The sequence below is a fragment of the uncultured Brevundimonas sp. genome, assembly GCF_963975535.1.
In the GTDB taxonomy this organism is placed as follows: Bacteria; Pseudomonadota; Alphaproteobacteria; order Caulobacterales; family Caulobacteraceae; genus Brevundimonas.
The window spans coordinates 1-2,117 of sequence record NZ_CAXBHE010000027.1; the positions used below are offsets into that span (position 1 = coordinate 1).

Below are 2,117 nucleotides of genomic sequence, written 5' to 3' on the forward strand. Positions count from 1 at the left end.
GGAGAACGAAGAATGAAAGTCGGTGACCTTGTTAAACTTTCTCACATTGGCTACCCTCAGTACGTGAACCTGAAGGGGATTTTGGTGGAAGAGGTTTTTCCACAAAAGTGGAAGGTTTACATCAAGGGCAAGATGCATCCTTACCTCGTCCATCAAGACGCCATCCACTGGAGAACGAATGATTCACATCACAGGTAAGATCCCAAGAAAAGTTGCTGTCGCTGTAAGCGGCGGGATTGACTCTATGGCTTCTTTAGACCTTCTTCGCAGAGCCCACGATGTAGTTGTTCTTCATTACAATCACGGCACACCTTATGCCCCAAAGGCAGAGGCGCTTGTTCGTGCCTATTGTGCCGAGCACAACCTTGACCTTATCGTAGGCAAGTGTGAGGAGGAAATGCCTGCCGGTGTTTCTGCCGAGGCTTGGTGGCGTGATCGTCGTTATGATTTCTTCACGGAAGCAACTGACCTGCCCATTGTCACGGCACATCACCTTGATGATCAGGTCGAGAACTATCTCTTTACTGCACTCAATGGCAAGACTTACCTGATTCCGCATAAGCGAGATCAATTTATTCGCCCCTTTATCACAACAGAAAAGCGAGACTTTACGATGTGGTGCATTCGCAAAGACGTTCCAACCGTCAACGATCCCAGTAATGGTGACTATCGTTACAGGCGCAACTACATTAGGAACGTCCTAATGCCCCACGCACTTCACATCAATCCGGGCTTAAAGAAAGTCGTTAAGAAACTCGTGTTGGAGAGCACAGAAAGTCCTTGACAGCCTGTGATCGCCGGGCTATGTTACAAGGGTAAGGAGAAGCAATGGATGCGACAGAGTTGAAAGTCATTCTCGACCAGCACAAGCTATGGATCGAAAGCGGACGAAAGAAGGGCAAGAGCGCTAACCTTCAGGGCGCTTACCTTCAGAGCGCTAACCTTGAGGGCGCTAACCTTCAGAGCGCTGACCTTCAGAGCGCTGACCTTCGGAGCGCTAACCTTGAGAGCGCTAACCTTGAGGGCGCTGACCTTCGGGGCGCTGACCTTCGGGGCGCTAACCTTGAGGGCGCTGACCTTCGGGGCGCTAACCTTCGGGGCGTTTACCTTCGGGGCGCTGACCTTCGGGGCGTTTACCTTCAGAGCGCTGACCTTCGGAGCGCTAACCTTCAGGGCGCTAACCTTCGGGGCGTTTACCTTCGGGGCGCTGACCTTCGGGGCGTTTACCTTCAGAGCGCTGACCTTCGGAGCGCTAACCTTCAGAGCGCTGACCTTCGGAGCGCTAACCTTGAGGGCGCTCACCTTCAGGACGCTACTTTTGACCTAAACTTCAAGAAGATTGCTTATTTTAGACATGCCACCTTCTCTGAAGATCAGATCGCTTGGGTGTGCTTGCATCCAAAATACCACGAATGGGCTGACTCCCTAAAGTGGATGAAAGCAGAGCGACTTTCTGCTTGACAGCCTGTGATCGCCGGGCTATATTACAAGAGTAAGGAGGGCGAATGGATGTGACAGAGTTGAAAGTCATTCTCGACCAGCACAAGCTGTGGATCGAAAGCGACCATCAGGAGGGCAAGCGCGCCAACCTTCGTGGCGCTAACCTTCGTGGCGCTAACCTTCGTGGCGCTAACCTTCAGAGCGCTTACCTTATGGGCGCTTACCTTCAGAGCGCTAACCTTATGGGCGCTTACCTTCAGAGCGCTAACCTTCAGAGCGCTGACCTTCAGAGCGCTGACCTTCTGGGCGCTCGCCTTCTGGGCGCTAACCTTCAGGGCGCTAACCTTCAGAGCGCTTACCTTGAGGGCGCTAATCTTGAGGGCGCCACTTTTGACCTAAACTTCAAGAAGGTTTTTAATTTTAGACATGCCACCTTCTCTGAAGATCAGATCGCTTGGGTGTGCTTGCATCCAAAATACCACAAATGGGCTTCCACCCTAAAGTGGGTGAAAGCAGAGCGACTTTCTGCTTGACAGCCTGTGATCGCCGGGCTATATTACAAGAGTAAGGAGAGCGAATGGATGCGACAGAGTTGAAAGCGATTCTCGCCCAGCACAAGCTGTGGATCGAAAGCGGACGGAAGAAGGGCAATGGCGCTAACCTTTGGGGCGCTGACC

General features: G+C 52.3%; 4 protein-coding genes. 3 read left to right on the forward strand and 1 reads right to left on the reverse strand.

The genetic code is table 11. The features are described from left to right. Both AACZ75_RS15600 and tilS read left to right on the forward strand, forming a co-directional pair. On the forward strand, positions 1–198 hold a 198-nt coding region (locus AACZ75_RS15600; RefSeq protein WP_339874133.1), incomplete at its 5' end, for a hypothetical protein. Beyond that, positions 179–784, forward strand: a complete 606-nt coding sequence (gene tilS, locus AACZ75_RS15605) for a tRNA lysidine(34) synthetase TilS (protein WP_339874135.1) — start codon at positions 179–181, stop codon at positions 782–784. The genes AACZ75_RS15600 and tilS, both read left to right, overlap by 20 nt. Positions 785–870: 86 nt before the next feature. On the opposite strand, the gene AACZ75_RS15610 is transcribed toward tilS, so the two are convergent. Next, on the reverse strand, positions 871–1,302 hold the full coding sequence (locus tag AACZ75_RS15610; protein WP_339874137.1) for a hypothetical protein: 432 nt from the start codon (positions 1,300–1,302) through the stop codon (positions 871–873). Between the two features lie 203 nt (positions 1,303–1,505). Here AACZ75_RS15610 and AACZ75_RS15615 point away from each other — a divergent pair, with 203 nt between their 5' ends. Further along, positions 1,506–1,973 (forward strand): pentapeptide repeat-containing protein, encoded by a 468-nt coding sequence (locus tag AACZ75_RS15615; protein WP_339874138.1) that lies wholly within the window; start codon positions 1,506–1,508, stop codon positions 1,971–1,973. Positions 1,974–2,117: the final 144 nt, after the last annotated feature.